The following is a 25,552-nucleotide window of genomic DNA, read 5'->3' as shown; positions in this document are numbered from 1 at the left end:
AATTTCACGATGAATAAAAGAAGATTAGGGCAAACAGACATTGAAGTTAGCGCTGTTGGATTCGGCTGTTGGGCGATAGGAGGGCCATTTTGGCTAGATGGATTGCCTGACGGATGGGGAGACGTGAATGATGAGGAGTCCATCCACGCTATTGAAACGGCCTTGGAGCATGGGGTTCATTTTTTTGATACCGCAGACGTATACGGAACAGGAAGAAGTGAGGAAGTGATTGGACGCGCTTTGAAGGGAAGGCGTCATGAGGCCATCATCGCAACGAAGTTCGGCTTCACCTTTGATCCACAGACTCAAAACGTCTTTTCTAAAGTTGATGTCTCTCCAGCGTATATCCGCTCAGCATGTACAGCCTCTCTTAGACGACTAGATACTGATTATATTGACCTGTATCAGGTCCATGCAGGGGGTATTTCAAATGAAGAAATCGACTCTACTGTCGATACATTAGAGCAGCTGCAGCAAGAGGGCTTGATTCGCTCATATGGCTTTAGCACAGGTGATATGGATCGAGCAGAAGCATTTGCCAAACGAGCCTCTGGCGCTTCTACTATACAGCATCCATTCAACGTTCTGCTTGGCGATTCCAAGGCGCTTGACGTATGCGAGCAATATCAACTAAGTAGCATTAACAATGCTCCCCTCGCTATGGGACTGTTAAGTGGTAAATTTGATCACACGTCTCACCTGTCTTCTGATGATGTACGTGGCAGCTCTCATGAGTGGGTCCATTATTTCAAGGATGGCAAACCGAAGGCTGAATTTTTGAATGCACTAGATGCGGTAAGAGAAATCTTAACGTCTGGGAATCGTACTCTAGTGCAGGGAGCCCTTGCTTGGATTTGGGGTAAAAGCGATCGAACCATTCCGATCCCAGGATTAAAAAAGGCCAGCCAGGTGGAGGTAGCAGCAAAAGCGATGAGCTTTGGACCACTCTCTCAAGAGCAACTCAAGGAAATCGACAACATCCTAAAGCAACAACGAGTCATAGAGGCTTAAGCAAATCGATGTTAAGAAAGACGGTGCATCATGAAGCATAAAAAACCAACACAAACCACTATAGGAGAAGATCCATCTGGTCTAGACTGGTGGGCGAGTGGTGGTCTGTTTTGGTAGACGAACCCACTCTCAGAAGAAATGCTCACGATGAGGAAGAAGTGCACACACTTGGTTTTGCTTTGCTGTGGGGATCGGGGGCTATTTTCTCCATACCACACAGGAAATAAGTACGCTGTAAGAGTGGTATTCTAAGCCAAATACCACTCTTTATTTGTGCCAAAATTCCTTCTTTTTCATTGACAGTCCCAGCACCTCGCTTTATGATGAAGAAAATAAAGCCAATTATTCATATAGGAATAATTAATATGGAGGTACAGTTATGAAAAAGAATGTGGCACTACCGTTGATCACAAAAGGAATTCTTGCTCTACTTTTGACCTTTTCCCTTATCTTCCTGCAAACCACCAGCATTCTAGCTCAAGCTGCGATTGTAGATGAAAAGAGTGTCTCTGAGCAAACATCTGTGATTGGAAATGTAAAACAGGTCTCTGAGCGATCTCCTGTGGAGGGTGTAGCCGAATACCAGCAGTTTTTACAGGACAAGTATGGAATTACACTTCAGGATGCTTTAACGAAAGGCGGTTTAATTGAAGCAGTAAGTACACTGTTACAGGGCCAATCGGTAGCTTCAACAGAAGAAGAGACAGCCATTACGTTTTAACGATTTAAGTACCTCACATGCTTTATATCCCCATGCTTTGGCCCTATATGAAGCAGGCATTCTAACTGGCCCTTCCATTCAGAGCAATGAACCCCTCACTCAGACAGTTGCTGCACTAATCGCTGTAAGAGCAGCTGATTTTAAAGAGCTCGCTTATACATACCCAGTCGAAAAGATAGATGCTGCCTTGAGCAAGCTACAGCTTTCCAGCACCGATTTTAGTATTAAAACAGGTCAGGAGTTAGCTACAGCCGTAGACACTGGTCTCATTCCAGCTTCACATTACCTCTCGTTTGAACCATACGCAGAAGCATCTACTGAGTTTGTCTATGAATTACTAGGAAAGGTTCTAGCTAATAAAGGTCTTTATAAAAATTATATTGGCTATACCAGTGATGCCGATATTTTTCAGCAACACCAATTGACGATTACGAATTGATTACAAACAACAAAATTGTACAGGAAGGCAGCCCCTATCAGGTACATTCCTTCTCCTTAAGTGAAGATTCTCAAAGGATTGTTGCTGAATTAAAAAAGCTGGATCCAGACCTTAGCATTACCTCTTATACGTTTTGGGTCGACGAGCCTTTCTATAATTATCTGCTAGGTGAGTCTAAATAGAGATAGAGTAAAAAACACAAGTAAATTTTGAATAATGAGTGAAGTAAGATGGGAGAAAATGAAGAATGAAATGAGAGATAGACTCGAATTATGTAAAAGAGGATAATAAAAGAACAAACGTCCACACAAAGTAGACATAAAGCTTTGATTTATTACAAAATCCTCATTATGAAAGGGAGTAGTAAATAGCTTGATTTGCAAGCTCACTACTCCCTATCTCTGTTAGGTTTTCTCGTATGGCGCTCTTCTTTTCATTTGTTTTCTTGCTAGAAGGAATAGGGATAGAATCATAATTAATATTACAATTATAGATCCTACAATGTTCACTACGTTAGGAACAATAAGCTCCAGTTCAATAGGATTAGGTCTTGAGAAGGAAATATCCCACGTCAGTGTGCTACCTGAAACCTCCTTAGCATTATGCTCTCCAAATGATTTGATAGGGAGGGTCAGCATAAACTCAAAATCGACTTGATCTAGGATTCTGCTCGTAAGCATTCTTCCAAGAACATTATTGGTTAACCGATCCAGGTTTCTCTCCTCAAGGTACTCTGTGATGATCTCATCAATATCAATAACGCCCTCTATGCTATATTTGGAGTAAAAAAACTTATGCTCCTCTTCAATATGTAGCCTTTCAGACGCTACCCCTGCTTCATTGCCTGTCCCTGAGCCTCTTCCTTGCCCTGTGCTTCCTTCTGATCCAATGCCTTCTTGAACATTAAGCTCTTCTAGGGATTCAAAATGCTTATGAGCCTGATAGCCAATTCCCTGCCCTTCCGTCTCCATAGACTCCAAGGTAAATCCTGAATCGGCAAGTGCATCTCTGATAAGTCCCTCCACCTGGTCCATTAGAAGAAATTCTGAAGTGTTAGGAAGCTCTAGCTGAATCATTAGATCCATTGTCCCATCCGGGTTAATAGTCACATGACTTTTTCCTTGCACACATCCTGCTAACACGATAAGCAGCAAAATGAAAGAGATTAAGAATAATAGCTTTCTTTTCATCACGCTATGTTCACTCCTATCATCATACGCTAATCTGATTTCTGATCCTTCTTGTCGTTATCCTTTTCCTTCATTTCTATTCATGTTTGTTACCCTTTAGTCTCGTCCTTACACTATCTTCGTTATTTCTCTAGCTACTTTTTGTCAGTTCCTCTACTTCCTGTACAATGATCCGTATTCCTTCAGAAATTTCCTGACCACTTACCCTAGAAATGCTGAGCCGGATAAACTTTTCTCGATTCAAAAAGGTAGACAGATAAAATCTCTTGCCTAAGGATACTCGAACTCCCCTTGCCATCAGACGTTCCTGTAGGCTTTCCAAATTAACTGAAGCCGGCAGCTTTAGCGACATATAAAAGCCTGGACTGGATGGATAAGGCTCAATGAGCCCACGGTTGTTATAGTTTAGTAGTGCTTCCTTTAACGTCTGTAGACGAGCTGAATATTCTGTGTACAAATGACGTTTGTGCCTCTCGTACATTCCATTTTTAATATACACTTCTAGAGTAGCCTGAGATAATAGGGCCGCTCCATTACGTTTATTATGAACTTGAAACGTTTGGTACAAAAGCTCTGGCAAAACGACAGCTCCAAGCTTCAAGCCAGGAAAAATAATCTTTGAAAAGCTTTTCAAATACACAACATGTCCTGTTCTGTTATACGCAAAAATAGGCTCATACTTGCGTTCTCCCCCTAGATCTGCCATATAATCATCCTCTACAATATACACATTGTATTTGCTCGCTAGCTGAGAAATTTTCTTCCGTTCGTTAACTCCGTACGTAGTTCCTAATGGATTATGATGCCTAGGCATGGTATAGAAAAATTTAATGCTCCCATTCTTAAAAATCCGTTCAAGCTCTACTAGATCAATTCCTTCCATGGTGCGTGGAATAGAACGAACAGGAATCCCCTCTTCTTCAAGGTATCGTAGGTAAATCCCGTAGCTTGGTTGCTCTACTAAAATCTCTGAATGTCCATTAGGGAACGGAATTTTAGCTAAAAGCTCCATAGCTGGTTGTACCCCTGCCGTTATGACAATCTGCTCTTGCTTGGGGAAAATCTGATCATTGGCTAAGTGCCATACTAGTGTTTTCCTTAAATTTTCTAATTCTTGATGATTGCCGTAGGAAAACAATTTATATTTGTACGTATCGATCGCTTTATTCGTACAATGCTGAAAGTCCAAATAGGGGAATAGATGGGCGTCTGGTCCTACTGAAGCGAAATCAATTCGTTCTTCCCCATTGCTCTGAGATCGTTCTAGACTCGACTCTCCCACGACATAAAATCCACTTTGTGGGACGGAATAGATGAAGTGCTCCTTCTCCAGCTCCAAGTACGCTCTAATAACTGTACTCTGGCTACACGCATACTGCTTGGCCGCTTGGCGAATAGAAGGGAGCTTCTGACCTGGCAGATAGTGTCTCTCCTTAATTTGCTGTTGTAGAATATTAAGAATAGATACATACTTTCTCAATTTTCAGTCCCCCATCCCTTCTCTTATTATACACAGCCTTTTTCCAGCTGTAACGATTCTTTTGAGAAAAGTCAGAAGGAATATCCTCCTTTACCTCCCCCTCCCCTTCTTTACCCACAAAGAAAAAAACTCATCACTTCTAACTGCTTCGGTACAGTTCTCCGAAAAGACCATTGTTTAAAGCTAGTAATGACTTTAACATAACAGTTGAAGACTTAGAAAAAGAGATATACGGACTGGTTTTAAAGGGGGAGTGAAGTCATGTCTAAAAATAATGGACTTGGATTAGTCTACCTATTTGCTGTTATAAATTCCTTAATTGTTGGCTTTTCTTTTCTATTTACTAAAGTTGCTCTAGATTATGCCCCGCCGATTGATACCCTTGCGTTTCGCTTTGCCGTCGCCTTTCTAGTGATGTCTATCCCGGTGTTATTTGGACGCATTAAGCTTAGCTATAAGGGTAAGCCTGTGTTTAAGGCTATCCTCTTAGCATCGATGTATCCCTTAGGCTTTTTTACACTTCAAGCGTTCGGCTTGCAGCATGCTACGTCTGCTGAGGGTGGGATTTTACACGCTTTCACACCCATTTTAACACTAACATTGGCGTTCATCTTCTTGAAGGAGGTCACTACGACACTACAAAAGCTGTCCATTTCCCTTTCCATTTTTGGGGTGATATTTATATTTGTCATGAAGGGGAGCACTGTTGATCTTTCTAATATGACAGGAATTTCTTTGTTATTCTTAGCATGTTTGTCCATTGCTGGATACAGTGTACTGGCTCGCTTTCTGTTAAAATCCTTCAGGCCGGTGGAAATTACATTTCTAACACTTGCCGTTGGCTTTTCTACCTTTTTAATTTACTCTGTGACCCAGCATGCGATCGCTGGTACACTTACCGAGTTTTTAGTACCCTTAACTAATCGTAGTTTTGTTTTCTCTATCTTTTACCTAGGGATCCTATCCTCTCTCATTACATCACTAATCTCTAGTTATTCATTGTCTAAAATTGAAGCGTCCAAAATGAGTGTCTTTGCCAATATGTCCACCATTGTTTCTATGGCTGCAGGTGCAATGTTTCAAGGCGAGGTCATTACTGTGTACCACATCATAGGCGCTACCTGTATCATAGCTGGTGTAATTGGTACTCAGTACTTTCATCGGAATAGGGTTCTTAAAGCACCTTCCTTGAGCTCAGAGCAAGCTAAGGTTTAATTAGAAGCGTATCAAGGAAGCTAAATAAGAGTAAATAGAAACTTAAAAAATAAAGGTTAGTTTCATAAGGAGATGAAACGTATTAACATTAACAAAGGCACACCTTTCATGGGGAGCATGTGCCTTATTAAAGGGGGGAGAAATGGATGAGACACTTTTCCAAACCAGTTGTAGCGTTTATCCAAAACGATGAAGCTGAGTGGCATGACTATCCTTTTATTAAACATTTAAGTGAGTTTGTTCAAGTCGTATTCAAGCACACCCTCCCCGAGGAAATGGATAAGGAAATCGATGGCTGCGTGTTAATAAGTCCGAATTCAAATAAAGAATCACTCTTAATGGATCATCTAATAAATGATCAACATGTGGCTATAATTGAAATGGCGATGATCCACCAGCAGGAGAATCGTGAACACTTTTTGACTAAGCTATTTAGCCTTGCTCATTTCCGCTCTGTGCAGGAAACTCCATCCATCCAGTCCCTCATTCAATTTCAAAGTGAAAACAAATATTTACTTATGGCCTACGATCAACAACGCCAAAAAGAGTTAGGGCGAATGGTAGCAAAGGGCAATAATAGGGATATTCATAACGTTTACTTAGCTTACAAAGAAGTATTCTATAAGCTATTAGGCCAAGCTCCTTCAGTTGGTGCAAACATAAATGTGTTGTCTCATATCATGGGATATTTTTCTGAACAGCTAAGTAGGGATGAGAAAGAACAGTTTCTTTCCTTACTGGAGGACTATCGTAAGCGGCAAGTACCCTTAAGTGACCCACTAAAGGTTTTAAATAGATGGGTTCATCAGTATGATCAAAAGTACCTACTGATGCAAACCTTTTTACAGCCCTATCCAGAGGGGCTACGAAGCTGATTTATAACGACTTACGGAATAATAATGTGGAGCCACCTACTCTAAAGCATGCAGAATTCATTTATTATTAAGTAGTTGCACATCAAATAGGAGGTATGCTACAATCTTTTTGAATGATCATTCAAACAAAGATAAGGGTGAGGTACAGTGACAGATAAAGACAAACGAGATCTCATCATTAAAGCAGCGTATCAGGTATTAGCAGAAAAAGGCTACGACAAAGCCTCTACTAAAGAAATAGCCCAAACGGCTGGTGTGGCTCAAGGCTTAATTAATTATTATTTCCCTAGCAAGGATCTGCTTTTTGCTGAAGTGTTTCAGCAGGAAACAAAGAAGTATTGTGAGTCTCTGCAGGATTTGAAGAACTATGGGAGTCAAGAGCTTTCCGTGGAGAATTTAAAACAGGTGCTACAGGTACCTAAAAACAGAGCTCTTTCAGATTCATCCATGGTGCTTCTTCGTTACGAGTTATTTGCTATAGGATTGCGTAATGAGAAAGTATCTGAGAACCTTAAAGAAACTCTACAGACAAAAAGAGCCAGATTGAATGATTTGATTCAAACGATCGGTCATTTACCTGAGGATTCTTCTAAGCCGCTTGCTTCTATTCTGCTCTCTGTTTTTGATGGTCTCGCGCTACAGCAAATGTGTGACGACGAGTTCAATTATGATGAAGCTTATGATATGCTCGCTGTCGTATTAGAGTCTTATTTGACAGCAGCAAATAAAAAAGAAGAAAAATAAAATTTTTAGAAGTTATTGTTTGAACGTTCAAATAATATATTGTAGCATGCTTTTTCTCTGGGAACACACTAAAGAGCATTATGATGCTTAAATTAGTTAGAAAATCAGAGTTACTAATTCATTATTTGTTTGCTCATTCAAACAAAATAAAATGTGGAAAGGGTGATTACTCGTATGAGTAAAGGTACAAAAGAAAAACCGTCTGTAACATCTGTAACATCAAAGCAAGAAAATGGGGAAACTTGGCTTGGAAGGCTAGGACACTTTATCTACCACAGACGAAAAGCTGTTCTCATATCTAGTCTATTGACCACAATATTATTGGCTATCATTGCAGCTGGGGCAATGGGCGTCATGGTACTAAATCGTTGGGAGGCTGACGGTAGCGAGTCTATGCACGCTCAAGAAGCTTTAATTGAACATTTTAACACAGATAGTGCTAATGTCATTCTCCTAGTTACGGCGAGGGAAGGAACAATTGATAACCCACTCGTTGAAGAGGCAGCAAATTCCGTAGCAGCTCAGCTAGCTGGTGAAGCATCTGTTGGAGATGTTTGGTCCTATTGGTCTGAAGAACGCGATCCAACAATGCGCAGTGAGGATTCAACTCAGGGCTTAGTTCTTGCTTGGGTTCAAGGTAATGCTACAGAAGCACGTGCTGAAATTGCCACGATGATCCCTGCCTACACGATAGAAAACGAAATGATCACGGTGCAGGTTGCGGGTGCCGAAGCGGCTTCGACCCAAATCAGCGCCTCAGCTACTCAGGATTTTATTCGAGCTGAGATGATCATTATTCCACTCATGCTTGTTCTGCTGTTATTTGTTTATCGCAGGTTCATGCCAGCTTTGTTAACGTTAGGTGTTGGGCTATTCTCCGTATTTGGTACGATGGCTGCCCTGCGTGGTTTAGCTTCGTTTGTAGAAGTAGCGACATTTGCCGCTAACATCACGTTAGTCATGGGCATTGGCTTAGGTATTGATTATAGTTTGTTTATTATCTCACGCTTTCGAGAGGAACTAGCTGCCGGGAAAACAGTTGATAAAGCAATTATACATACCCTAGAAACAGCCGGAAAAACGGTCATTTTTAGTGGTGTAACCGTAGCAGCTTCCTTATCTGTATTATTAGCGTTTCCGTTCTCCTTCCTACAATCCTTTGGCTATGCTGGAGTTCTTGTTGTCATTACAGCTGTTCTTGGCTCCATTATCTTCCTACCTTCTGCCCTTGCTATTCTAGGAGCAAAAGTATCTAGACGTGTGAAGGTAAAAGCTAACAGGACAGCTCAAGTCGACAATGCACAAAAGGGAATGTGGTATCGTTTAGGACAACGAGTGATGAAAAGACCAATCTGGTTTGGTGGAGTAGCTGTGATTTTTCTACTACTACTAGGTTCACCAGCCTTAGATATACAGATTGGACTACCTGATGATCGTGTTCTTCCTTCCTCTGCTTCCACTCGTGCAGCTTATGATGAGATGCGCGCTAATTTTCTTGAGGAAGCTAACGATGCGATTCACTTTGTCGCTCCAATCACATCCTTGTCCGCAGAGGATCTTGCCGCCTCAGCAGAGTATGCAAGTGAATTGTCTAAGGTTGAGGGGATTTCACAGGTTAACTCTATAGTAGGTTACTTTAAGGATGGGGAGCTAGTGCGTGAGCCTGGCCAGTCTGCTGAGCGTTTGGTAAGCGATACAGCCATTCGATTTGATGCTATCCCTACAAGAGAAGTCTTAGGTGGAACCGAGGTTGGGCAGCTTGTAAACGAACTAAGAGCCATTTCTGCTCCGTTTCCTGACCTAGTGGTCGGAGGGTATCCTGCTGAGCTAACCGATTTTAGCGAAATGATGATGAGCCGAGTTCCCCTTGTAGCCATCCTTATTCTATCGATTACCTTTGTCATTCTATTTCTTATGTCAGGTAGTATACTCATTCCGCTTAAGGCAACCATTCTTAACTTACTAAGTTTGTCTGTCATGTTCGGGGCGCTGGTGTATATATTTCAACAAGGCCATTTCTCATCATTCCTTGGCTTCACTCCAATTGGTACGTTAGATCCCGCCTTCCCGATCCTAATGTTCTGTGTCGCTTACGGGCTTTCTATGGATTATGAAGTGTTTATGCTATCTCGTATTAAAGAGGAATATGATCGGACAGGGGATAACACAAAAGCCGTTCTCTATGGTATTCAGCGTAGTGCACCACTCGTCTCCGCAGCAGCCATCATTCTTGCGATCTCATTTTCAATCTATGCGACTGGGGAAATCATGTATTTACAAATGCTTGGTGTCGGTATAGCTATCGCTATTATCATAGATGCAACGATCATTCGTGCGATTCTAGTCCCTGCATTTATGCGTATTGCTGGTAAAGCAAACTGGTGGGCTCCTCCAATGCTCCGTCGCTTTCATGAACGCTTCGGAATTAGTGAAGGATCTTCGATTATAGAGCCTCCTAGCTTGCCTGCACAGCCCCCCGTTACAAAAGCAGATTAATACAGCTGAGTAAGTCCTTGTTTTAAGCAGATATCCCGCCATAAGAAACTAAGGGCAATAGACCAAAAGAAGGACGACTTTCACACCCTAAAAGCAGGGCTGATAGTCGTCCTTATCTGTATATTAGGTGCTTACTTTTTCCCTTAGTACAAGCTCTTCTTCCTTGTAGATACAAGCACTCCATTGCTTAGGGTTTCTTTCAAACAGTGTGTGGTCACACATTTTGCATTCCTCCGTAGCAAAAGGACACCTAGGCTCAAATCTACACCCTTCAGGTAGGTTAATCTGGTCTGCCACTTCGTCGTCCACATCAATTCTTTTACGCTCAAAGTCAGGATCGGGAATCGGAACCGCAGAAAGAAGTGTTTTGGTATATGGGTGCTGAGGATTCAGAATGACTTCTTCCACTGGACCTAGCTCAACAATTTTCCCTAAGTACATAACGGCTATCCGATCACATAAGTATTTAATGGTAGATAGATCATGAGAGACATAAAGCATGGTCAAGCCCATATCTTTTCGTAGGCTTTTTAATAGATTTAATATGCCTGCTCGAATAGACACGTCTAGCATGGATACAGGCTCATCCGCTACAAGAAACTTTGGCTCAAGCACTATTCCTCTGGCAATTGCCACACGCTGTCTCTGTCCTCCACTCAGCTCATGGGGATAACGATACATGAAATCCTCTGCTGGCTTAAGCTCTGCTGTTTCTAAAGCACGAACTACTCTCTCATGAATCTTCTCTTGGTCTTTTAGGCCATGAATCTTGAGTGGCTCAGCAATCGTTTGAAAAATCGTGAATGTTGGATTAAGCGTTGAATAAGGGTCCTGGAAAATCATCTGAACTTGCTTACGGAACTGCTTTTCATCTTTTTTGGAGATGTTTAGATAATCCTTACCCTCAAACTTAATCGTCCCTTCAGTCACGTCCTGTAAGCGTACAAGGATCTCTCCCGTTGTTGTTTTACCCGATCCACTTTCTCCAACTAGACCTAGAATTTCTCCGCTTTCTATACTCAATGAAATATCGTCGATAGCTTTGACATATTGGTTTTTCTTTTTAAACATATCCCTAATGCCACTACCTACTTCATAATACTTCTTTAGGTTTTCGATTTGTATGAACGGTGTTTGTGTTTGTGCTTCACTCATCGTTCTATCCCTCCGTCCTTGCAGCAATCAAGCGATCACGAACCATATCCCAGGACTCTCTCTTTTTTGCCTCTGCACGAAATCGCTCCACCTCATCAATATAATGACAGGCTACAGAATGCTCCTCTTCCACCTGATGTAACTCAGGAGCTTCCTCCCGGCAACGATCTGTAGCAAAGGGACAACGTTCTTGGAAATAGCAGCCTGGCTTAGGCTCTAGCAGGTTAGGCGGTGAGCCTGGTATAGAGATTAGCTCCTCCCCCATATCTAGCAAGCTAGGAAATGCGTTTTGTAAGCCTAATGAATACGGATGGTACGGGTTCTTAAAAAATTGACGTGTACTGGCCTTCTCCATGATCTTGCCACCATACATCACAATAATCGTGTTGCAGGTTTCTGAAACAACGGAGATATCATGAGTAATAAAAACCATAGAGCTGTTGATTTCCCTCTGGATCTGAATAATTTTGTTTAATATGCGATCTTGCACAACCACATCAAGAGCCGTTGTTGGCTCATCAGCAATAATTAAGGCTGGATTTAGAGCCAAAGCCATAGCAATGATGGCTCTTTGCTTCATTCCTCCACTCATTTGATGTGGGTAATCTCGTAATCTTTTACGCTCTAAGCCTACTAGTTCGAACAATTCTCCTGCCCTGTGCCTGGCATCCTCCTTGCTCATAGAAGAGTGGGCAAGCATCGCCTCCATTAATTGATCACCAACGCGATAGACTGGGTTTAGAGCATTCATCGCACTTTGGGCAATCATAGAAATGTCCTTCCAACGAAGCTTACGAATCTCTTCCTTGCTCTTCTGTACTAAATCCTCTCCCTTGAAGAGAATTTGTCCTTTAGGAATGAAGCCATTGTCAGGAAGCAGCATCATCAACGCCTTAGCCATCGTTGTTTTCCCACAGCCACTTTCCCCTACTAAGCCTAAGCGTTCCCCTTCCTCAATCTTAAAGGAAATGTTACTAATGGCATGCAATGTTCCTTTTTCCGTTTTGTAATGGATGTCTACGTTCTTTACTTCTAATAAGGCCATTTGTTACCTCCTCCTTAATCTAGGATTGACGACTTCCTCTAGCGCACGGGCTACAAAGAAAACCGAGACGAGAAGTAGGATAATAGCTATACCCGGCGGCATCATCCACCACCAAGCATCACGAGAATGCCCACTGATAAAGTTTTCATGAATGATTTGCCCCCAGCTTGTCACGTTCGGATCTCCCAATCCTAGGAACGCCACACTCGCCTCAGCTGTAATCGCCCAATTGACCATAAAGGCCATCTCTAGTAAAGCAAGTGGAATGACATTGGGTAGAATATATCGAAACATAATCCGCACATGACCGGCTCCCGCAACCTTCGCTGCTTTTACGAAAGGACGCTTGGATACGGTCAACACCTGAGAACGAACAATCCTAGCTACCGTTCGCCAAGTCAGTAGGGAGACCGCTATAATGACGTTGGTGATACTTGGTTGAAGTAGCGCCACTAACACGATAACAAAAGGGATAAAAGGAATAGCGTAAAAAATATCAACAATTCTCATCAATAGATTATCAATCCAGCCCCCAAAGTAGCCAGAAATAATCCCAATTGTTGTTCCTACAAGAGTTACTAAAACAGCCGCTAACGAGCCTACTATGACCGCTGTTTTTGTGCCAAGCACAATCATACTAAAGATATCTCTTCCAATATTAGTTGTACCAAATGGATGCTCTAGGGAAGGTGGGTGTAATCGCTTAATTTGTCCTTGCTCATCCCTTAGATTCTCCGTAATATCATACATGGCAATTTGCTCGGCAAAGATGGCCACAATAACGAACATCATCAGAACGATAAGACCTGTTAAAGCAAGCTTATCCTTGAGAATATTATCTAGAAATAAACGGAGGGTCCCTTTATTATTCTTCTTTGATTGAACTAAAGGCTGCTTCATCTTCATTTCTGTTTTTGCCGTTTGGCTCACGTCGGATCACCTCTCTATTTATAAGTAATTCTTGGATCTAAATACGCATAGATCAGATCCGCTACTAGATTCATAACCATAATCATAGCAGCAAGAATAATAAAGGAAGCCTGTGCTACCGGATAATCATGCCGCTGAGCAGCCAAAACCATTTCCCGACCAAGTCCTGGCCAACTGAATACATACTCTATAAGCACCTGTCCTCCTATTGCCGAGCCAATAAATAACGCTCCAGCTGTTACAACAGGAAGAAGGGCATTTCGTGCCGCATGACGATATAAGATCGTACGATCCTTAAGCCCTTTAGCTTTTGCCATTTCAATAAAGTCCTCTCCCATAACCTCAAGCATCGTATTCCGCATGATCAGCATCGGTGTAGCTAGGAAGAATAGACCCGCTACTATGGTAGGGAGGGTAAGATGCCAAAGAAAATCTAAAGAAAAGAAAACCTGCCACGAGTTAGCTGCTTCATACCCGGATGACCTCATTCCTGAATGCGGAAACCAGCCCAACTGGACAGAAAAAAAGTAAATGGCCATAATTCCAACCCAAAATGTTGGGGCTGATCTAGCTATTAGGGTAAAAACGACCCCTACCGACTCTCCTATTGTTCCACGTTTCCAAGCCATTCGGGCTCCTCCAAGAACCCCTAGACCATAAGCAAAGATCATAGCGGAGAACATAATAATAATGGTTGCCCCAAGCTTATCTAGCAATATATCGATAACAGGCTGCTTATAATAAAAGGAACGCCCAAAATCCAATTGCACAAAATTCTTCATAAACAGACCGTATTGTACCCATATGCTTTCATTTAAACCGAAGCGCTCCATAATTTGCTGTCTTGCCTCTGGCGGTACAGAGGGATCAAGCATCGAGGCTGCCGGATTACCTGGCATAAGACGAAACAGGAAAAAGATAACGGTTGCGATAATAAAGATTGTTATTAACATCTGAAATGTCCTTTTTAACACGTAAGAACCCACTTGACTCACCACCTAAGCCTTGTTGTATAAGAAAAGCTTCTATTGAAGGCCTCTCGAAGAAGTCCTCTAGTCCATCATTAGGGAAAGCTTTTCATCCAATCAGAAAAAAACGTATGATTCTGCCGTAGATTGATGCAGCTTGACTAATTACTAAGTACACATACAAAAATAGAAAAGGGCCGACCTTTCGTTGGCCCTTTTTCTTTTTAATCCGATACTCGTCACTCATGTACATGTACTAGTTAAATTTCGGCAAGAGCAGTGTTAACTCCATACATTTTGTGTTCAGAACTTGCTCAGCCATTATTCTACTGGCAAACGCAATCTGCCTTGATCATCCCATGTATATCCAGCAGCCTCAAGGATTTGTCGGGCTGCATCAAGATCGAACTCAGGTCTATCCACATCAGGCTTATACCAGAATTCATTATCCGGACTAATAACAAGTCCTGCTCCACCCTTGACACCATAGCCCTGTAGATACACATCTAGAATCGTGTCATAATCTACCGTATGAGCGATCGCCTGACGGAAGGCCAGATCATCAAATGGCGGTTTACGCATATTAAAGCTTAAGTATTGGTAACCAATATCTCCAGCATCCACGACCGTTAAATGAGGAATTTGCTGTGATCTCTCAATATGAGCTGGAATAAATTGCTCCGCATTCATATCAATATCTCGCGTCTCTAAAGCTGTCATAACCCCTTCGTGCTGAGCATAAATATCGTAAATAAATCCATCTATAGCGATGTCCTCATAAAAGTATGGATTTTTTGAAGCACGTAGCTCCTGACCTCTTCTCCAGTGATCAAGCTGGAAAGGACCACTTCCAATGGCTTGCTCATTCAAGTACTCATCAGGATGGGACAAGCCCTCTTCCTCAACAAGGTTCTCCCAGATATGCTTAGGTATAATAGGAATCTGAGCCATCGTTACACCGACAAATGGGGCATATGGCTGCTTTAAATGGAAACGAACCGTGTACTCATCAACCTCTTCAACAGAGTCGATCGCTTCTAAGAAGGCCATAAAATAGCCTACTTCCCAATCAATATAGTAGTCATAGCTGAATTTAACATCGGCAGCTGTAACTGGCTCTCCATCATGGAAGCTCATGCCTTCTCTGACCTTAACTTCGATGGTTGTGTCATCGACAATTTCCCAGCTCTCAGCAGCGGCTGGCTGTGGCTCTGCTGTTGGGCTAAGACGAACCAGCTTGTCATAAATCAAACGAAGGTTACGCCATTCATAGGTACTGTGTGCACCTACCGGGTTTACTGTATCCAAGTCAAAAATACTTCCTACCTTCAGCCATTTATCATCTGTCAATGGTGTGGCTCTCATCGGTGTCCATTCGTTGTACATTCCCTCTCCAGCCATCATTACCATGTTGTCGAATCTTTCATTGTTATACGCATGATACAACGCTCTAGCGTAAAGAGTAAGTAATGGCGCTTCCGACGCTAGCATTTCCTGAGCATCATGTATGAGCTCTTGCCGTCTGTCTGGATCCATTTCAGAACGTTGTGCTTCCGCAATTCGATCGTAGGCCTCGTTCATAAATCCCGTTGTGTTATTGCCTCCTGCTATCGCATTAGAAGAGTGAAAGATGGAGTAAATGAACATATCTGGATCGATCCGGTCAACACGACCTCCCCATCCTACCGTATAGGCGTCAAAATCCTGCTCATCACTGTACAAAATATTGATAAGTGTATTAAATTCCTGAGGCTCTAGGCTAACACTGATCCCTAGCTCCTCCCAAACCTTCTGAACATCTACAGCAGCAAGATAGTTTGCTTCATTTGCATCACGCAAAGAGCTGAAGATTCTGACATCTGGAACGACTTCTCCGTGTTCTACATCTGCATCCTCTGTTCCGGTATCACTGCTACATGCAGAGAGGACTAGAACTAGAGCTAAAAGCCATACAGCCCAACCTGTTTTTTTCCATTTGCTATTCAAGATGAATTCCCCCTTTAAAAGTCTAACGTATCCTAGTTATAAGCTAGGCTTGTAGGGGTTGTATAGCATCTTCTTTTATTTATCTTATTTATCACATTTTTTTGTATATTTAATCTTTTTTATTATTTTTCTCACACCTTTATTGTTAGGGCTTTCATTCCCATTCCTTACTTCTTAGACGATCATCTGCTTCATATATGTATGTTCTTCTCCCATCCTAGAAATGTAAAAAAAGAAACTTCTATAGTATAGAAGCTTCTTTAGAACTATTCACGAATATATTTATTTTTCGGTCTGCCTACACTTCCGTAATCCATGCGTGTTTTAACTACGCCTTCCTGTAGTAAATGATTCAAGTAACGATGTACGGTGGCATAAGAGATCCCTGTTCCCTCACTAACCTGCTCAATGGTGATAGGTCTAGCTTCCGATTCTAAATATTCTAATATAACCTCTAAAGTCTGCTTGGATATCCCTTTGCTTAGTAAGCTTTCAAATTGAACCGTGCTACCCTCATCCTGAGGTTCACTTTCTTCCTCTTTGGTGTTCTGTTCACTCATCGCTACCATTCGTAAGTGTACCTTGATTCTTGAAATCATATCAATCGCCTTTATGGGCTTTAGGGCAAAATCATTAGCTCCCGCCGCTAAAAACTGATCGGCTAAAGACTGTCTCTCATCCACAGTTAGAACCATTACAGGAACAGTCTGATCCATTTGCCGGATCGTCTTTAAGGTCTGTAACCCGTTCATTTCAGGCATGTGGTAATCAATTAAAATGAGATCTGGATTCTCTGATAAATAGAGCTGCACGCCCTGCCTGCCATCACTAGCTAGAATAGGATTCCATTCAGCAAAGCTACAAATCTCTTGGAAGGTATAACGGGTGTCCTTGTCATCATCAATAATTAGAATTTTCTTCTTGGTCATTTTCCTCTCCCCCCTTGGGTAAAAACATGGTGAAGGCCGAGCCTTTATCCAATACACTATTTACTTTGACCCAGCCTTGATGAGAGTGGGCTACATTCTTCACAAAGCCTAAGCCTAAACCACTTGTGCCCTTTGTACTGAAGCGCTCCTTCCAAACACGGTGTAGATGGTCACGGGGAATCCCCGTTCCATTATCAATAACCGAAATGGCGACGCCCTCTTTGGCATAAATCGACTTAGAGCTCACATAGAATATCTTCACCTTAACCCCTGGTTTCTCTGTAGATTGAGTAGCTTCCAGGGCGTTTTGAACTAGGTTATTAATGGCCCTGACTACCCGAATATGATTAACGTAAATGACCTTTTCTTCTTCCTCTACGATATATTCAATTTTCTGGTTTAAATCTAACTGAGCCTTCGTGTAATTCATGAGCTCTCGTAAATTAATCGCTCTTTTTACATCTTCATATAAAATCTCAGATATCATTTCATTTAAATTTTCCACGGAATGATTAATTTTCCCTGTATAGTCCACCAATTTGGGGTTGGAGGTTGGTCTTAGGCGCATATTCACCAGTGAGATTAAGCCTTGAATGGTGGTCAACGGTGTTTTTAAATCATGAACAAGTGTCTGCATCTCCTGACTTGCTCTAGATTCTATCGCTTCTACCCGCAATTGCTGGAGCTCTCGATCTCTTTTTTTGCTAGCGGCTAACTCATTTAAGCGTAACAAATGATTCCTCAGCAAAGCAATGGTCACAATAGAGCAGAATAGATAGGGAATACAAATCACTAAGCTAATAAAGGATAGGATATGCTCCCCTTCCATGGAACGAATAACTGAAGCAATCCTATACACGATTTCACTTTTTCCAAAGCCCAATGAATGTAAGCTAGGATTAATCTCAAACCACTGAAACCCCATCATTAGTTGAAAAAGGATTGCCGCTTGATTATGCAGCTTTGCTTCATCCATCTTCAAAAGCCCGACCAATATAAAATAGACCGAAGTCACTATGAAGGGAACCAATAAATGAAGCGTGTATTTGTGGAAAATAATAAGAAAGGCATAAGAGCCTATAATGATAAGAAGGGTAACAGCGATGCCTAGCCATCTTCCCCTCTTCCTTTGTAGCTGCTGTCCCACACCAAAAGCGACTAAAAAGATAGGCAGCTCAGATACAGTATAGAGAAGGACCATGAGCGTAGCTGAAATAATGATTTTACCATTATCTCTAAGCTGCTCTCCCCGCTCTAGATAGCTTGTCACCAAGTCAAATCCCGGAGCTAAAAAATACATAAAGCTAAATAGCCAAATAATAAGCCCTATTAGGGCGATAAGCATAAGCATGTTTCTAGTGATACGAACCATCTTAGTTATTCCGATAACGTTAATTGAATCAAACACCCCTGTCACAGCTCTTTGTTGAATATATTTATTTGAAAATTTAGTCAATTATTTCTGTTACATCCTCTCAGACCGAGTCAAAGCCACACACAAACAATGTACAATGTACATTGAAAGCCTCTGACTTGAACCCTACCTGTCTTTGTTCCCAACTAATTCGACGTAGGCCTATGTTTACCTGCCCCTTTTTGCCATAATTCTTAATGTTTTTTAAGGCAAAACTCCGTCTTTTATGATGAAACCAAAACTACGCTCTACACAAAATCTATTCCATATTCATTTCTAAGACGATCTCTTTCTCCTGCATTTGAGATAAAATTCTATTCATGTCAACGACTTGGAAAGGGAATGTAACACCTAGGATCTCCTGTTTCCCCGCTAATATAGCTAATGCTGCTGTAAATATTGCTGTCGTGTGATAGTCTGAAAAAGTAGAGAGAGCTACTGTTTTTACTTTGGGCTTACGGTTAACAAACCCTTGTACCTCTACTGAAAGATAGGCATGCTCTGGCTGATTAGGATCATGCTTAGACATTTTTGAAACAATGGCTCTATTTTTTAGACGAGTCAACAGGCTTACAATACCCATGCGCTTTAAGACAGACATCAGTATATTGAAGCTGCTTTTGTTCCATGCTGTCCAAAAGTAAACATGTTCAATACCAAGCCACTTCTTTAATTCTTGTCTTTCTGTATGTTCTATTAAGCGCACTTCCCTTTGAACGGAAGGGTTAGCATGATCCACGCGCTTTTCGAATACCATTTTTCTTTTTACAGTAAATCCAGGAACCGTACTTTTAGCGTGAAGTTCATGGGATGTGTATACATCCTGGCTTATGATCTTAAGCATATCGATGATTCCTGAAGCACCGGTTTTAGCATTGGTGTTTTGCAGAAGCCCAACATGAACTTCCTTAATTTCTGTAAAGCTTGAAATGGCCTCTTTGACCATGACTCCGGATAGCCCAGGGATAAACCCTGACATTACGATTGATCCAACTCCCTGTTTTTTTGCAGCTTGGTCTAGCTTTTGTACTTTTTGGATAAACTTTGATGCAACCGTTACATCTATGCAGAGTACTTTATGATTTATGCAGGCTTCTTGAATATGTGGTTCTTCCTGTTCAATAGCAACGATGACTATATCCACCTGCTTGACGGCCTGTAAGATGCTAGACTGATCTTGAACATCAACAAAACTGAACGAAACTCCATCTCCCAACGAAGCTGCGAGTCGCTCTCCTCTGTCACGCTTATAATCACTAACGACTAACTGAATCTCTTGAAATTGCCTAAGTAACTCTTGGCTAATTAGACGACCTAGAACACCCGATGCCCCCACAACCATGACTCTCTGCATAGCTAACCTCCATTTTCAAATGAATCCTTTCTAAATGAAGCAATGGTAAGAAGAGGCCGTAGCTTTAGATTTTTTTCACAAACTCAGACTTTAGTTTCATCGCTCCATGAGTATCAATCTTACAATCTATATCGTGATCGCCATCAACTAAGCGTATATTTTTAACCTTTGTACCCATTTTTACGACGGTAGAGCTTCCCTTTACTTTCAAGTCTTTAATGACCGTTACAGAATCTCCATCCTGCAGAATATTTCCGTTTGCATCTCGGACGACGTTTGTCTCTTCCGATTTCACACCGTCCTCAGCCATTGTCCACTCGTGGGCACATTCTGGGCAAATGAAAAGGCTCCCATCCTCATAAGTGTAAGCTGAGCTACATGATGGGCAGTTAGGTAAAGTTGACATGTTTTGTCCTCCAGTCATTGTTTAAGTATTATTATAGTATCTATCTATGTATGGTGAACCTAGCGAATGTGCTTGATTAATACGAGCGCCCTGTCCATTAGTTTCTTTACTTTTGACCGCCTATCGGGCTCTAGCTCCAGTCCACTTCTACCTGCAACCTCTTCCACTACACGCTCCGGAGCCAGCTTATCTGTCATGATCTTCTCTTCCGTAATGATATGATCAAACGAATGGAGACAGCGATCAATTTGGGCTTTAGCCCAAGAGTCACCTCGCTCAAGCCGCTTGTTTAGCCTCTTGATGAGCGTCTTTTTATCAGCGTATAGAATAAAATGCTTGATTTCAACACCATCGTTAGCTAGTCTTTCAATAATTTCTTCATAATACAGCTTACTGGTAATCGTCATTGGTACAATCATTGTACCTTTGTAGTTTTGATAGATATATAATAGCATTTCGTAATTAAAGGAGCGCCATTGCTCACAGTCCTGAAAATCAGGCTTACTTGCTTCCCTAGGTACGTTACTTCTTATAAAATAACCTACATTCTCAGGGTCATAAACAAAGGAATTAGGTAATCTACGGTGTAACTCAAAGGCACAGGTTGTTTTACCAGAACCAAACGCTCCATTCAGCCAAATTATCATTTGGATTCACCTCAATATTCACCAATAACTTGTTTTAATCAGTCTACTGGATAACTTGCATACTGTCCACCTGATATGGATAAAGCCTCTCTAAACTAGTAATAAACGTAACCTTCCATATAGACTCTTACTCTTAAAATATGGTAATTTTTATGTAGATGGATTCAACTAGCCGAATTCATTCGTACTAACGGCTTTAATTACAAAAGTGCTTCAAGGTTGGTTAAACTTAATGAATGTGGAAGGGTGGTCGCCTATGCTCAATAAAATCTTAAAAATACTAGCTTTGCTTGTCCTAGCACCCGTTACTTTACTTGCTATTTTTCTAGCTTATATGACTTTTACAGATTACAAGCCACTCGTTCAAGAAGAGCTTACGATCCAGAATAACCAACACACGACACTTACGCAGGGAGAAGCCTTCACCGTGACTACCTTTAACTTGGGCTACTCTGCTCTGGACGCAGGGCAGGATTTCTTTATGGACGGTGGAACAAACTCTCGCGGGACTAGTAAGACACAAGTAGAAACGAACCTAAATGGAATCATACATACTCTTAGCGATCTACAATCTGACATCTTCCTGCTTCAGGAGGTGGATGTTAAATCCTCACGTAGCTATCAGGTGAATCAGGTTGAAGCTATAATTAACCAGTTACCTGAACACAGTAGCACTTTTGCCTACAACTATAAAGTATCCTGGGTTCCTGTACCTTTAACTCACCCGATGGGCTCTGTTCAAAGTGGATTGCTAACCCTTTCTTCCTTTCATAGCTCAGAGCAAACTCGCTTTGATCTACCCGGCAAAGAGAGCTGGCCTGTTCAGCTATTTGAACTGGACCGAGCCTTCATAGAAAATAGGTTTCCTGTAGATAACGGCAAGGAGTTGGTCCTGCTTAATCTGCATTTATCTGCATTTGATGAGGGTGGGCAGATTCGTAAGCAGCAGCTTGATTTCCTCTCCGAGTATATTCGACATGAAGTGGAAAAAGGGAATTATATGATTCTAGGTGGAGATTGGAATCATTCACTTCCTGGAACAGATCCAAGTCAATTTCCTACTCAACAGGAGTGGCCAGAGTGGCTACAGGAGTTTCCAGAAACATTTGGTCCCGCTGACTTTCAATGGGCGGTTGATCCTCAAATCCCTACTGTGCGCTCCATGGATGTGGCTTATGAAGTAGGGTTCAATTTCCTTGCTGTGATTGATGGTTTCTTCGTTTCTCCAAACATCCAAGTGATTGAAGTCCATACAAATGATTTGCAATTTGAGCACAGTGATCATCATCCTGTTACGGCTGTTCTTGTTTTGGAATAAAGAGCACTATCTATATTCAAGGAAGGATGGTAAAGCTATGCAGAGAAGAGAACGATTTGAAGCACCACTTCGCTTTTTCATTTGTTTACTCCCCCTTGTTATTTTTTCACTATTAGGCTGTTCTATATCTGGAGGAGGAGTTCAGGAAGTTGTTGTTGAGCCTTGGACCGAGTACTCACCGAAGCATGATCCCTCTTTTGTGGAAGAGTTAAGGAATCATAGAGCTTCCGGGCAAGAGTTGTATGAAGTATATTGGGATTTGCCGATCCTAGATATCCATAACCATGATGCAGCTAATGTTAAGGCGATCAGTAGATGGGAGGAATACGGGATAGATCGAATTGTGTTATTTGGTAGCATTTCTGAGCCCCGCGCCAAAGCAACAGATCATTTGACATGGGAGCATTATCAAAGAGAGCCCTCACGCTTCTATCCATCCTTCGCTGGCTTTCCGATTTATGAAGATGAAGGAATAGATATTGTCCGGGAAAATTTAGAGAAGGGATATTTGAATATCGGGGAAGTGGCAGCAGCCTCCACCTATTCACCAGTTGTAGCTAATTTGGAGTGGAAGGCACAGCACCCTAATGACGGTAACCTTCCACAAATATATGAGCTAGCGGGTCAATATCAAGTACCTATTCTGCTTCATATTGATCCTCCTACTGGCAACCCGATCATACATTTTGAATCAGCTATGGTTCAGAATCCTGATACTTCATTTATTTTCGCCCATGCTAACGCGTACAACTCTCCTGGCAATATAGAATCTTTACTAGAAAAACACGAGAATTTATATATTGACTTCTTTGCCGGATTTACCGCCTATAATCCAGATAGTATATATACATTAGAAGACTTTATTCCCCTAATGGAACAATATCCAGATCGATTCATGATCTCAACGGACTCTGGCTTTGGAATAAGCACCGCACAGGCCGCTAAAGCTATCTTTGAAACAATCGATCTCCTCTCCGCTGAGGCAGCCTTAAAGGTAGCCTATCAGAACTATGAGGCATTGATTGAAAGACAGCCACCAACTGAGACTCAAATCCAAACGATTATTGAGCTGTCGGAAAAAGCAGAGAGGTTTGAAACGTATCAATTGAACAAGAGAATGGCAAATGAGTTGATTTTCGAACTGATGGAGTTAACAGCAGGAATAGAAGAATGAATTCTATCTAGCGTTTCCTGCTTCTTACTTCTCCCCTTGGGCTTCCCACTTCGAAATTTCCTCTCTCACTCTAGGAGCCACTTCTGTTCCCAATAGCTCTATCGCTTTCATAACCTGTTCATGTGGCATTGTGCCTAGTGGAACATGGAGCATGAAGCGAGTCACTCCTACATTCTTACGGAGATGGATAATTTTCTGAGCTACTGTTTCTGGATCTCCAACGTATAAAGCTCCCTCAAAGCTACGTGATGCATCATACGCTGCTCTGTCATAATGTCCCCAGCCTCTCTCACGTCCAATAACGTTCATAACCGCCTGAGTTGAGGGGAAAAACGTATCCGCCGCCTGCTCATTGTCCTCTGCTATGAAGCCGTGGGAATGAGAAGCAATTGGTAGCTTAGACACATCATGACCTGCCCTAGCGGCTGTTCTTTTGTAAAGCTCCACCAGTGGGGCAAATTGTAAGGGACTTCCCCCTATAATCGCTAAGACAAGAGGTAAGCCTAAGAGCCCTGCTCGAACCACAGACTGACTATTCCCACCGCTCCCTATCCAAACTGGTAACGGATCCTGTACCGGACGTGGGTAAATACCTAGGTTCTCAAAGGATGGGCGATGTTTTCCCTTCCACGTTACTTTCTCCGACCTACAAAGCTCTAATAGAAGCTCTAGCTTTTCTTCGAAAAGCTCATGATAATCATTCAGATCATAGCCAAACAGAGGGAAGGATTCGATAAATGACCCTCTTCCGGCCATGATCTCAGCTCGTCCATTGGATAGTCCATCTAATGTAGAAAAATCCTGAAATACACGCACCGGATCATCTGAAGAAAGTACAGTAACAGCACTCGTTAGCCTAATCTTTTTGGTTTGTGTAGCAGCTGCAGCTAGTACCATAGCCGGAGCAGATGCAGCAAAATCCTCACGGTGATGCTCTCCAACACCGAAGACATCTAAGCCCACCTGATCGGCAAGAATAATCTCCTCTACGACCTCACGCAATCTTTGAGCATGACTGATGACCTTGCCCGTCTGAGCATCAGGTGTCGTTTCTACAAATGTACTGATTCCTAGTTCCACGTTCATTCCTCCCTATTTCCGTTAAAGTGAAAATAGATACAGATATTTTATTCCTTGCTTATAGAATCTGTCATTCTAATTCACTTTACTTTATATAGCTACTAGTATTTAATGTGCTTTCTTTCATTATAGCAGTTTTGATGGAGGGAGACCATCATATACTGTAGCAAAGGATAAATTAGTTGAATTAGCTAACCTGTTTTCAGGTCAGCTTGGGAAAGATAAACCCTCTAGCTGGCAGGAAGTGTTGGCTTACTATCAAACAAAATAAATATAAAAAGGCTGTCCCAATAGTAGTTTGAACTGCCCCCTGTCAAGTAGACAGTGGAATAAATAAAAGCTTAACACCAATCATAATTATGTGGTTGGTGTTATTTTTAAGCTGCTAAACTTTTCAGGTATTGTCTGTACTCTAATGGTGTCATACCATTCAATCTCTTTTGGTATCGATGGTGATTATAATATTCTATGTAGTCTATAATGGCTGCTTCCAGCTCCTCATATGTGAGAAATGTTGTAAGATAGTACATTTCGGATTTTAACATTCCCCAAAATGATTCCATCGGACCGTTATCGATGCACCTAGATACCCTTGACATACTTTGAATCATTTCTGCCTTGTCTAATTTCTTCTTAAATTTTTTGCTCGTATACTGGAAACCACGATCACTATGAAAGATAGGCCGAGCATCTGGGTGGGCTTGGTGAGCCAGATCAAAAGTTGTAAAACAAGGTCATTGTTGTTTGAATGTCCGATGACAAAAGAAACAATGCTTTTATCCGCTAGGTCAAGGATGGCACTAAGGTAAGCTTTGCTTTGGGTACCATATTTCATTTCCGTTACATCGGTCAGCCATTTTGTTCCGAATTCAGTGGAGTCAAACTCTCTATTTAAGATATTTTCTGCTGTAACTTGAGGTGTTGATTGGATGTATGTCTTTCGCTTCCTGCGGCATACCGATTTTAGATGTAACA

22 protein-coding genes and 1 pseudogene are annotated in these 25,552 nt (G+C 41.7%); 9 read left to right on the top strand and 14 right to left on the bottom strand.

The window, feature by feature from the left end; genetic code table 11:
- The first annotated feature begins 9 nt into the window (after window positions 1–9).
- The 3 genes from J2S11_RS03795 (at window position 10) to J2S11_RS03785 (ending at window position 2,171) form a co-directional block, all read left to right on the top strand.
- On the top strand, window positions 10–1,011 hold the full coding sequence (locus tag J2S11_RS03795; RefSeq protein ID WP_307391168.1) for an aldo/keto reductase: 1,002 nt from the start codon (window positions 10–12) through the stop codon (window positions 1,009–1,011).
- A gap of 379 nt (window positions 1,012–1,390) precedes the next feature.
- Window positions 1,391–1,732: a hypothetical protein gene (locus J2S11_RS03790; protein WP_307391167.1), complete on the top strand. Its 342-nt coding sequence runs from the start codon at window positions 1,391–1,393 to the stop codon at window positions 1,730–1,732.
- Between the two features lie 37 nt (window positions 1,733–1,769).
- Entirely contained in the window at window positions 1,770–2,171 is a 402-nt protein-coding gene (locus J2S11_RS03785; protein WP_307391164.1) for a hypothetical protein, read from the top strand.
- 404 nt (window positions 2,172–2,575) lie between these two features.
- On the opposite strand, the gene J2S11_RS03780 is transcribed toward J2S11_RS03785, so the two are convergent.
- The gene (locus J2S11_RS03780) at window positions 2,576–3,364 is read right to left on the bottom strand and encodes a hypothetical protein (RefSeq protein ID WP_307391162.1); all 789 of its coding nucleotides are present in this window, start codon (window positions 3,362–3,364) and stop codon (window positions 2,576–2,578) included.
- A 127-nt stretch (window positions 3,365–3,491) separates the two neighbouring features.
- A complete protein-coding gene (locus J2S11_RS03775) occupies window positions 3,492–4,841 on the bottom strand; it encodes an aminotransferase-like domain-containing protein (protein ID WP_307391159.1) in 1,350 nt (449 codons plus the stop codon).
- Window positions 4,842–5,102: 261 nt separating this feature from the next.
- Between J2S11_RS03775 and J2S11_RS03770 the strand changes: the two genes are divergently transcribed.
- The 4 genes from J2S11_RS03770 (at window position 5,103) to J2S11_RS03755 (ending at window position 10,171) form a co-directional block, all read left to right on the top strand.
- Window positions 5,103–6,056 carry a DMT family transporter gene (locus J2S11_RS03770; protein ID WP_307391156.1) on the top strand — a complete coding sequence of 318 codons (954 nt, stop codon included), beginning with the start codon at window positions 5,103–5,105 and terminating at the stop codon, window positions 6,054–6,056.
- 146 nt (window positions 6,057–6,202) lie between these two features.
- Window positions 6,203–6,931 (top strand): YbgA family protein, encoded by a 729-nt coding sequence (locus tag J2S11_RS03765; RefSeq protein WP_307391154.1) that lies wholly within the window; start codon window positions 6,203–6,205, stop codon window positions 6,929–6,931.
- A gap of 147 nt (window positions 6,932–7,078) precedes the next feature.
- Entirely contained in the window at window positions 7,079–7,675 is a 597-nt protein-coding gene (locus J2S11_RS03760; protein ID WP_307391151.1) for a TetR/AcrR family transcriptional regulator, read from the top strand.
- 174 nt (window positions 7,676–7,849) lie between these two features.
- A complete protein-coding gene (locus tag J2S11_RS03755) occupies window positions 7,850–10,171 on the top strand; it encodes an MMPL family transporter (RefSeq protein ID WP_307391148.1) in 2,322 nt (773 codons plus the stop codon).
- A 123-nt stretch (window positions 10,172–10,294) separates the two neighbouring features.
- Here the strand turns inward: J2S11_RS03755 and J2S11_RS03750 are convergent, their stop codons facing one another.
- From J2S11_RS03750 to J2S11_RS03705, 10 genes are all read right to left on the bottom strand, one after another.
- Entirely contained in the window at window positions 10,295–11,326 is a 1,032-nt protein-coding gene (locus J2S11_RS03750) for an ABC transporter ATP-binding protein (RefSeq protein WP_307391145.1), read from the bottom strand.
- 4 nt (window positions 11,327–11,330) lie between these two features.
- The gene (locus tag J2S11_RS03745; RefSeq protein ID WP_307391141.1) at window positions 11,331–12,371 is read right to left on the bottom strand and encodes an ABC transporter ATP-binding protein; all 1,041 of its coding nucleotides are present in this window, start codon (window positions 12,369–12,371) and stop codon (window positions 11,331–11,333) included.
- A 3-nt stretch (window positions 12,372–12,374) separates the two neighbouring features.
- A complete protein-coding gene (locus J2S11_RS03740) occupies window positions 12,375–13,301 on the bottom strand; it encodes an ABC transporter permease (protein ID WP_307391138.1) in 927 nt (308 codons plus the stop codon).
- Window positions 13,302–13,315: 14 nt separating this feature from the next.
- Window positions 13,316–14,287 (bottom strand): ABC transporter permease, encoded by a 972-nt coding sequence (locus J2S11_RS03735; RefSeq protein WP_307391136.1) that lies wholly within the window; start codon window positions 14,285–14,287, stop codon window positions 13,316–13,318.
- A gap of 303 nt (window positions 14,288–14,590) precedes the next feature.
- Entirely contained in the window at window positions 14,591–16,255 is a 1,665-nt protein-coding gene (locus J2S11_RS03730) for an ABC transporter substrate-binding protein (protein ID WP_307391134.1), read from the bottom strand.
- Window positions 16,256–16,521: 266 nt separating this feature from the next.
- A complete protein-coding gene (locus tag J2S11_RS03725; RefSeq protein ID WP_307391131.1) occupies window positions 16,522–17,184 on the bottom strand; it encodes a response regulator in 663 nt (220 codons plus the stop codon).
- The gene (locus J2S11_RS03720; RefSeq protein ID WP_307391128.1) at window positions 17,156–18,640 is read right to left on the bottom strand and encodes a sensor histidine kinase; all 1,485 of its coding nucleotides are present in this window, start codon (window positions 18,638–18,640) and stop codon (window positions 17,156–17,158) included. Before J2S11_RS03720 ends, J2S11_RS03725 begins: the two co-directional genes overlap by 29 nt.
- 217 nt (window positions 18,641–18,857) lie before the next feature.
- Window positions 18,858–19,952, bottom strand: coding sequence for a saccharopine dehydrogenase NADP-binding domain-containing protein (locus J2S11_RS03715; protein WP_307391124.1), 1,095 nt, complete (start codon window positions 19,950–19,952; stop codon window positions 18,858–18,860).
- Window positions 19,953–20,016: 64 nt separating this feature from the next.
- Window positions 20,017–20,358, bottom strand: coding sequence for a zinc ribbon domain-containing protein YjdM (locus J2S11_RS03710; protein WP_307391119.1), 342 nt, complete (start codon window positions 20,356–20,358; stop codon window positions 20,017–20,019).
- A 59-nt stretch (window positions 20,359–20,417) separates the two neighbouring features.
- Window positions 20,418–21,005, bottom strand: a complete 588-nt coding sequence (locus tag J2S11_RS03705) for an AAA family ATPase (protein ID WP_307391116.1) — start codon at window positions 21,003–21,005, stop codon at window positions 20,418–20,420.
- Window positions 21,006–21,261: 256 nt separating this feature from the next.
- On the opposite strand from J2S11_RS03705, the gene J2S11_RS03700 reads away from it, so the two are divergent.
- Window positions 21,262–22,323: an endonuclease/exonuclease/phosphatase family protein gene (locus J2S11_RS03700; RefSeq protein WP_307391113.1), complete on the top strand. Its 1,062-nt coding sequence runs from the start codon at window positions 21,262–21,264 to the stop codon at window positions 22,321–22,323.
- 37 nt (window positions 22,324–22,360) lie between these two features.
- Window positions 22,361–23,497 (top strand): amidohydrolase family protein, encoded by a 1,137-nt coding sequence (locus J2S11_RS03695; RefSeq protein ID WP_307391110.1) that lies wholly within the window; start codon window positions 22,361–22,363, stop codon window positions 23,495–23,497.
- Between the two features lie 24 nt (window positions 23,498–23,521).
- Here the strand turns inward: J2S11_RS03695 and J2S11_RS03690 are convergent, their stop codons facing one another.
- Both J2S11_RS03690 and J2S11_RS03680 read right to left on the bottom strand, forming a co-directional pair.
- Window positions 23,522–24,577, bottom strand: a complete 1,056-nt coding sequence (locus tag J2S11_RS03690; protein ID WP_307391107.1) for an LLM class flavin-dependent oxidoreductase — start codon at window positions 24,575–24,577, stop codon at window positions 23,522–23,524.
- Window positions 24,578–24,954: 377 nt separating this feature from the next.
- Window positions 24,955–25,552: pseudogene (locus J2S11_RS03680) on the bottom strand (IS3 family transposase); the annotation flags it as partial.

The organism is Bacillus horti (genome assembly GCF_030813115.1).
Classification (GTDB): Bacteria; Bacillota; Bacilli; order Caldalkalibacillales; family JCM-10596; genus Bacillus_CH; species Bacillus_CH horti.
The sequence above is the reverse complement of the archived record's forward strand: the minus strand, read 5'-3'. Positions and strand labels throughout refer to the sequence as shown.